Annotated in this window: 6 protein-coding genes; 1 reads left to right on the top strand and 5 read right to left on the bottom strand. The window is 55.2% G+C overall.

The window, feature by feature from the left end; all coding sequences use genetic code 11:
* Both VEI96_09875 and VEI96_09870 read right to left on the bottom strand, forming a co-directional pair.
* On the bottom strand, positions 1–772 hold a 772-nt coding region (locus VEI96_09875), incomplete at its 3' end, for an LptA/OstA family protein (GenBank protein ID HXX58294.1).
* Positions 769–2,118: a folylpolyglutamate synthase/dihydrofolate synthase family protein gene (locus tag VEI96_09870; GenBank protein HXX58293.1), complete on the bottom strand. Its 1,350-nt coding sequence runs from the start codon at positions 2,116–2,118 to the stop codon at positions 769–771. The genes VEI96_09875 and VEI96_09870, both read right to left, overlap by 4 nt.
* A 176-nt stretch (positions 2,119–2,294) precedes the next feature.
* On the opposite strand from VEI96_09870, the gene VEI96_09865 reads away from it, so the two are divergent.
* Positions 2,295–2,624 carry a pyrimidine dimer DNA glycosylase/endonuclease V gene (locus VEI96_09865; protein HXX58292.1) on the top strand — a complete coding sequence of 110 codons (330 nt, stop codon included), beginning with the start codon at positions 2,295–2,297 and terminating at the stop codon, positions 2,622–2,624.
* Positions 2,625–2,666: 42 nt separating this feature from the next.
* Here the strand turns inward: VEI96_09865 and VEI96_09860 are convergent, their stop codons facing one another.
* Genes VEI96_09860 through nuoL form a run of 3 tightly spaced genes read right to left on the bottom strand, consistent with a single transcriptional unit; the run spans position 2,667 to position 7,624 of the window.
* Positions 2,667–4,097 (bottom strand): NADH-quinone oxidoreductase subunit N, encoded by a 1,431-nt coding sequence (locus tag VEI96_09860; protein HXX58291.1) that lies wholly within the window; start codon positions 4,095–4,097, stop codon positions 2,667–2,669.
* A gap of 28 nt (positions 4,098–4,125) precedes the next feature.
* Positions 4,126–5,655 carry an NADH-quinone oxidoreductase subunit M gene (locus VEI96_09855; GenBank protein HXX58290.1) on the bottom strand — a complete coding sequence of 510 codons (1,530 nt, stop codon included), beginning with the start codon at positions 5,653–5,655 and terminating at the stop codon, positions 4,126–4,128.
* 37 nt (positions 5,656–5,692) lie between these two features.
* On the bottom strand, positions 5,693–7,624 hold the full coding sequence (nuoL, locus tag VEI96_09850; protein HXX58289.1) for an NADH-quinone oxidoreductase subunit L: 1,932 nt from the start codon (positions 7,622–7,624) through the stop codon (positions 5,693–5,695).
* Positions 7,625–7,633: the final 9 nt, after the last annotated feature.

The raw sequence follows: 7,633 nt of genomic DNA, 5'->3' as shown, positions 1-7,633 counted from the left end.
GTCCCTCTCCGATGCCTGTCTTCGTGTAGGCGTCAAGGATGAGCGTCGCATCGCTGTTCTCCGAGAGGACTATGTAGTAGGGCTGCTCGTAGTGGAGGCCCTTTGAGCTCACGAGCCCGACTGCCGGTATGAGAAGGCCTGATTTTCTCTCCCGCGCAACCGGGGCAGCGATATAAGGGGTATAGAGAACGGGTAGATCCCTTATTTTGAAAGTGACGTCCTTGGCGGTTATCTCTTCACCGACCGTCAGATCGACATCTTTTCCCCGGAAGCACCATGCAGGAACCGGAGCGTCACAGGTCGTCCACGAGGCATTCCTAAGGGTATACTGATCCACCCCGACCTTTTCGATCTCAACCCCCGTTATGTGGTAGTTATCCTTTTTCGAGAAGATCTCCCCGTCATAGAGCACTCCTGTTTCAAATTCGAGGTTCAACTCGGCCCGCTTTGCCTTGATGACGACCGCCGGATCCTCGTAAGTCACACTCCCTTCGGCAACAACTTCCGAGGTCTGCTCATTGTATGTCATCTCATCTGCTTCGACCCGGGCCGCGCCCTTCTCGATCTTGACATGGCCCTTTGCGGTGTAGGTAAATGTCTTTTCCGCATACTCAAGGGCATCCGCCTGTATCGTCGTCTTTTCCTCGGCAAAACAGGGATGAGGGGCATAGAGGACTGAACAGAGCAGACAGAATAGGATAGAGAGAAGAAGGATCAAAACCCTCATGTGCTTGTGGTTTGCAGGCGAGGATAGGGAAGTGAGATCCCTCATTCCCTCAGCCTCGTCAGGATGCCTTCTTGCCCGAGAACTATCTTTGCCTCACCTATCGTATAGAACGAACCGGTAATGACGATGAGGGACCTTTCAGAGGATTCACTGGAACCGAGTCGCTTCGCTAAATCAATCGCCTCCTTCATCGTAGGGGCGATCCTCGCTCCGGAAAAGCCGAGGGCCGACGCCTCTTCTGAAAGTTTATCCGGGGCTGCGGCCCTTTCATACCCCGGCGCAGTAAAGATGATCTCCGACGCGATCGGCAAAAGGGGCTTCATGATCCCTTCTGTATCCTTATCAGACATGATACCGAGGATGAGGACTATCTTGCCGTACGAGAAACGGTAGTATCTCCGAAGGGAGTCTGCGAGCGCCTGTGACGCGGAGGGGTTGTGGGCGCCATCAATCAATATGTCAGCGGAGTCCCGCCCCATCTCGAGCAGTTCCAGCCTGCCAGGCCAGACCGTACCGGCGAGTCCCCTCTTGACTGCGGCCGGCAGGGAATCTCCGATCTCGACCAGCTCAAAGGCCCTCACAGCGACAGACGCATTCTCGACCTGGTGCATGCCGCAGAGAGGAACAAAGAGGTCGGAAAAAGAATGATTTCCTTTATAGCCGAAGGAGATTCCGTGCAGGTCGCTGTTCCTCAGCCTTGCCGTAAAGTCCCTGCCGTAAAGAAAGAGAGGAGCTTCCTTCTCCAACGCCTTCTGCCTCACCGTCTCGATCGCCACTCCGTCCTGCATGGAAGAGACGACAGGTATCCCCCTCTTTATGATCCCAGCCTTTTCCGCTGCGATATCTTTCAGCGTTGACCCGAGGAATTCACGGTGATCGAGGCTGATCTTCGTTATCACCGAGACGCGGGGGAGAAGAAGGTTCGTCGCATCGAGCCTCCCGCCCATTCCGGTTTCTACCACGGCCCACTCAATCCCCTTCCTCTTGAAGAAGAGAAAGGCCATGGCGGTGACGAATTCAAAGAAGGTCGGCAAGAAAGTCTGCTGAGAGGCGTCCTCCTTTCGGCGCCGCTCTATAACGTCTTTTATCTCCCCCGTCAGCTCGACTACCTCCTCCTCTCGTATCTCGACGCCGTTTACCTTTATCCTTTCAGTGAAGCTGATGAGATGGGGGGAAGTGAAGAGCCCCACCCTGAAACGAGCTGCCCCGAGCATCGAAGCGAGCATGGCCGATGTGGAGCCCTTGCCGTTTGTGCCGGCTACATGGATCGATTGAAAGGAATTCTGCGGATTGCCGAGGAGCGATAGGAGCCTGGCCGTGTTCTCCAGTCCGAGTTTGATGCCGTGCTTTTGAAGGGCATAGAGATAGGCAATCGCATCGTCATAATTCATCGTGTCATCCGCTCAATTTCTTGGAAATAATGAAGTCCGGTGCCGGACATAATTTTACGCAAAAGAGCGGACAGAATGCAAAGAAAGTTTAGAGGACAGGTGGGTTCCGGGTGAAGATGTGTCATAGCATTGATTGAAGGAGAAACGAGGGTCGGCGAAACTGGTAAACTGTCTCTATGAGGATATGGGACATTCCGCCCGAGAGACTATGCAGGCAGCATCTCCTCGGGGAGCACCGTGAACTCCATGCGATATGGACGATACTGACGAAGAACAGGAAGGGATACGCCCGTCATCCCGAGACGATGCGGTGGAAAGGCAAGTTGAAAGCCCTCTACCGCGTCCATGAGGACTTGGTCGCCGAGATGAAGAAGAGGGGATACCGACATGACAGTCCGCTCGATGACGTCCCCGCCCGTAGCAAGGGGAAACAGGAGGAATTCATCGATACGCCTGAAGATCAGGTCAAAATCCTGAGAAATAAGAAATGCGGGTGCAGGGTCTGACATCTGCCGAAGTGAATGTGACGTGGTGCGACGAATTCTGTCCTAAAAACCGGCCACTGCCGATCGAGCCAAGGCAATGATACCGGAGGGGAGAACTCCGATAAGGAGGACGGCAAAAACCGTCACCGCGAGGGCAATGCCTGCGGACGCGGATGTCGAGAGCGCAGCCTCCGTCTTCGGCTCCCGCATGTACATGTACATGACGATCCTGAGATAGAAATAGGCCGATATGGCGCTGAAGATAACCGCCACGATGACAAGCCATGTGTACCCTGAGTTCACCGCCGTCATGAAGAGGTAGAACTTCCCGACGAATCCGGCCGTCGGGGGTATCCCCGTGAGGGAGAACATGAAGACGAGCATGAGGGCTGCCGCAAGGGGATGGGTCTTTGCGAGTCCCTCATAGTCTTTGATTTCATCCCCTCTGACTCCCTCGGTTCTCAGCATGGTCACGACGGAGAAGGCGCCGATATTCATGAAGGCATAGATGAAGAGATAGTTCATCATGCTCGCCGCGCCTTCGCTGCCGCCGCAAATGATACCGATGAGGGCGTATCCTGCGTGGGCGATCGATGAATAGGCGAGCATCCTTTTGATGTTTGTCTGCGCGATCGCGAGGATATTCCCGACAGCCATGGTGAGGATGGATATGGGAATGAGGATGCCAGACCAGTCAACTTGGAGGCTCCCGAAGGCGATAAACAAGATCCTGCCGAGTGCTGCGAATCCTGCTGCCTTCGGCCCGACAGACATGAAAGCGGTTATCGGTGTCGGCGCGCCTTCGTAGGCATCGGGAGCCCACATATGGAAGGGCGCGGCGGCGACTTTGAAAGCAAATGCGACGGTCATGAAGATCATCGAGAGCAAGAGTGTGGGATTCGATGCGAGCTCGTGCGTCGTCAGGTATTTCGCGATGCCCTTGAGATCGGTTGTCCCGGTGAGGCCATAGATAAGTGCGGTACCGTAGAGGAGGATAGCCGAAGCAAAGGCCCCGAGGAGGAAGTATTTCAGAGAGGCCTCGTTCGACTTTGTTTCATGCCGAAGGAACCCTGCCAGGACGTACGTGCTTAAGGCCATGAGCTCGAGGCCGAGGTAGAGGACGATGATGTCGCCGGCCGATGCCATGATCATCATGCCGATCGTCGCAAAAAGCATGAGGGCATAATATTCTCCGAAATTCACCTTCTCCACCTCGATATACTTTACCGAGACGAGGATCGAGAGCACGAGGCTGATGAGGAAGATCAGTTTGAAGAAGGTGCTGTAGCCGTCTGCGATAAACATCCCGGAAAAAGTCTCCCCCGACGCCCCCATCACCGCATAGGCACCGACACCCGCGGTAATGATGCTCAGGAGGGCGACAACCCCCTTTCTCCGTATCGCAAGATCGAGAACCAATACCGCCATCGCGAGACAGATCATGAGGATCTCGGGCATGAGCGGGTTTAAATCAGGCATCTGTATATTCACCATACGTTGACCTCCAAGGTATCGAACGCCATCAGGGGACTCGCATCACCGTCTCAAGAACGCCACGAACCGCCTCCTGTCCGGCAGGAACGGCGTGGAGGCGATCGATGAGATGCTGGACCGACGGATGCAGGAAGCTGAGAAAGCTATCGGGATAGACGCCGATCCAGAAGATAAGAATAATCATCGGAATAAGGGTAACGACCTCCCGCAGATCCATGTCACTGAGCCCCAGGACCCGCTCGTTTGTCTCCATGAAAAATACCCGCTGGTACAACCAGAGCATGTAGGCGGCGCCTATGATGATGCCCGTGGCGGCGAAGACCCCCGCCCATTTGCTTGCGGTGAAGCCTCCGAGTATGATGAGAAACTCTCCGATGAAACCGTTCAGTCCCGGAAGGCCGATCGATGCCAGGGTGAGCACCATGAAAAATGCCGCATAGACAGGGAGAACCGTTGCGAGGCCCCCGTAGTCCCTGATCTCCCTGGAATGGGTCCTGTCGTAGATGATTCCGACTGAGAGGAAGAGCCCGCCGGTTATCACCCCGTGGTTTATCATCTGGAGGATGCCGCCTTCGAGCCCCTGAATATTCAGGGCGAAGATACCGAGGGTCACAAACCCCATGTGGCTCACCGAACTGTAGGCGATGAGACGCTTCAGGTCGGTCTGCGCAAGGCAGACGACTGCACCGTAGATTATAGCGATTACGGAGAGCACCAGCATCGGAGCGGTCATCGCCTTTGCCGCATCGGGGAAGAGGGGGATGCTGAAGCGGAGAAAGCCGTAGGCTCCCATCTTGATGAGGACCGCCGCAAGGATGACACTGCCCGCGGTCGGGGCCTCCGTATGTGCGTCGGGGAGCCAGGTATGCACCGGGAACATCGGAACCTTTACCGCGAAGGCTGCGAAGAACGCCCAGAAGAGCCAGAACTGCATCTGGTAGGGATAGGTCTTCCCCATAAGTTCCAGGATATCGAAGGTCCTTCCCCCGTAGAAATAGAGCACGATAATTCCGACAAGCATGAGGAGGCTTCCGACGAGGGTATAGAGGAAAAACTTTATGGCGGCGTAAACCCTGTTTGGGCCGCCCCAGACGCCGATCAGGAGGTACATGGGTATGAGCATCGCCTCCCAGAAGAGGTAGAAGAGGAAAAAGTCGAGGGCTGAGAAGACCCCTATCATCGCCCCCTCCATGATGAGGATCGCGATGTAGAACTCTTTCACCTTCGTCTTGATCGAATTCCATGAGATGAGGATGCAGAGGATCGTCACGAGCGTGCTGAGCAGGACGAACAGAACGCTGATGCCGTCAATGCCCAAATAATAGGTAATATTCCATGCGGGTATCCAATGATGACGCTCGACGAACTGCATGAGCGGGGTCGTCTTGTCAAACTCCGAGAAGAGCGGCAGCGAGAGGACAAATACGACAACACTCACGAGAAGAGCCGTCCATTTTATGAGCGTCTCCTTTGTCCTATCGAGGAGCAGGAGCAGCGCTGCGCCGATCACAGGAACGAATATCAGGGTGCTGAGAATGGGATACCCAAGGCTATTCATGACCGTCTCCCTCTATCTCTTCTCTTTCTTACCATTCTTACCACAGCAAGACCACAGCGAGGATGAAAAAGACGCCTATCGCCATGATGGCCGCATATTCATGTACCATACCCGACTGCAGTCTCCTCAGCTTCTCGGAAAATCTTCCGATGAGGGCCGGTACCCCGTTAACGATTCCTTCGATGATTTTTCCGTCGGTGACGCCGACGATAATGCTCCTGGCGACCCAGACAGTCGGCTTGACAACGATAAAATCGTAGAGTTCATCGACATAATATTTATTCCAGAGAATCCGGTAAGGTTCGGCAAAAATCTGTCCGAGTCTCTTTGGAAGGTCGGTCTTTCGGAGATAGAGAAAGGCCGCAAAAGCGATGCCGCTGATGCCGGCAAGAATCGATATCGTCATGACCATCATCTCTTCGGCATGGGTCCCCTCGCCCTTTGGATGCCCCACCACCGGGGCGAGGAAGTCCCCGAAGGCATCAGGCCGCAGGCCGATTTTTTCGGCGATAAGAGGAGAAACGCCGACATATCCTGCCACCACCGCACCGATAGCGAGTATCATGAGGGGGATCGTCATGAGTTTCGGCGATTCGTGGAGGTGATGCTCCTGTTCATGGGTCCCCCTGAACTCTCCGTGGAAAGCGAGATAGATGATCCTGAACGAATAGAACGCGGTGAGGAGCGCCGTAATGGTAGCCACGACGTAGAGTCCCTGCCCCAGCGAGCCTCCGGAATATGCCCGCCAGAGGATCTCGTCCTTGCTGAAAAAGCCCGCGAAGCCCGGAATGCCGGCTATGCTCAGCGAGGCGAGGAGGAACGTCCAGTACGTGACGGGCATATGTTTTTTGAGGCCGCCCATCTTCTGGATATCGAGTTCACCCGCCATCGCGTGCATGACACTGCCTGCACCGAGGAAGAGGAGGGCCTTGAAGAAGGCATGGGTATAGAGGTGGAAAATCCCCGCGCTGTATGCACCGACACCGCAGGCGAGGAACATATAGCCGAGCTGGCTCACGGTGGAGTACGCGATGATCCTCTTGATATCGTTCTGCACAAGCGCTATCGTTCCCGCGAAAAGCGCTGTTACTGCACCTACTACGGCGACGACGCTCAGGGCCACAGGCGAGAGGTTGAATATCGGGCTGCACCGTGCAACGAGGAATACCCCTGCCGTCACCATCGTTGCCGCATGGATCAATGCACTGACCGGCGTCGGACCTTCCATCGCGTCAGGCAGCCAGACGTGGAGCGGTAACTGGGCGGACTTGCCGACGGCCCCGCAGAAGAGGAGGAGCGCGATGAGGGTGACAAGGTCCAGATTGTACCCGAGCAGATGAACGGTCCTGCCCGACAACCCTCCGATAGACTGAAAGACCGGCGCATAATGGAGTGTGCCGAGGGTCAGGAAGATGATGATCACGCCGATGCCGAACCCGAAGTCGCCGAACCGGTTGACTATAAACGCCTTCTTCCCCGCGTCCGAAGCCGACTTCTTCTCATACCAGAAACCGATGAGGAAATAGGAGCAGAGGCCGACAGCCTCCCATCCGAAGTAGAGCTGGAGGAAATTGTTCGCCATGACGAGCATGAGCATGGAGAAGGTGAAGAGGCTCAGATACGCGAAGAACCGGTAGTATCCCTTGTCCCCGTGCATGTAGCCTATGGAATAGATGTGGACGAGGGAACTGACCGTGGTGACCACGATGAGCATGACGGCGGTGAGCTGATCGACGAGGAATCCTACCGATACCCTGAACCCGCCGGAACTTATCCATGTATAGAGGTCCCTATTGAGCGTCCCGCCCCGGAGAACGTCCGCGAGGGTCATGAGGGATATCACCCACGATACGAGAACCGCCAGGGTTGACACCCAGTGGGCATTATTCCGTATCAGCTTTCTGCCGAAGATGATGTTGATAAAGAATGCCGCAAGCGGGAGAAACGGTATCAAGAGATAGTTATTCATGCATCACTC

The sequence above is a fragment of the Thermodesulfovibrionales bacterium genome, from assembly GCA_035622735.1.
GTDB lineage: Bacteria > Nitrospirota > Thermodesulfovibrionia > Thermodesulfovibrionales > UBA9159 > DASPUT01.
The sequence above is the reverse complement of the archived record's forward strand: the minus strand, read 5'-3'. Positions and strand labels throughout refer to the sequence as shown.

What these genes read in the sequence shown, in the direction of transcription:
- VEI96_09870 (HXX58293.1), bottom strand. Translation starts at nt 2,118, where the DNA reads ATGAATTATGACGATGCGATTGCCTATCTCTATGCCCTTCAAAAGCAC.
- VEI96_09865 (HXX58292.1), top strand. Translation starts at nt 2,295, where the DNA reads ATGAGGATATGGGACATTCCGCCCGAGAGACTATGCAGGCAGCATCTC.
- VEI96_09860 (HXX58291.1), bottom strand. Translation starts at nt 4,097, where the DNA reads ATGGTGAATATACAGATGCCTGATTTAAACCCGCTCATGCCCGAGATC.
- VEI96_09855 (HXX58290.1), bottom strand. Translation starts at nt 5,655, where the DNA reads ATGAATAGCCTTGGGTATCCCATTCTCAGCACCCTGATATTCGTTCCT.
- nuoL (HXX58289.1), bottom strand. Translation starts at nt 7,624, where the DNA reads ATGAATAACTATCTCTTGATACCGTTTCTCCCGCTTGCGGCATTCTTT.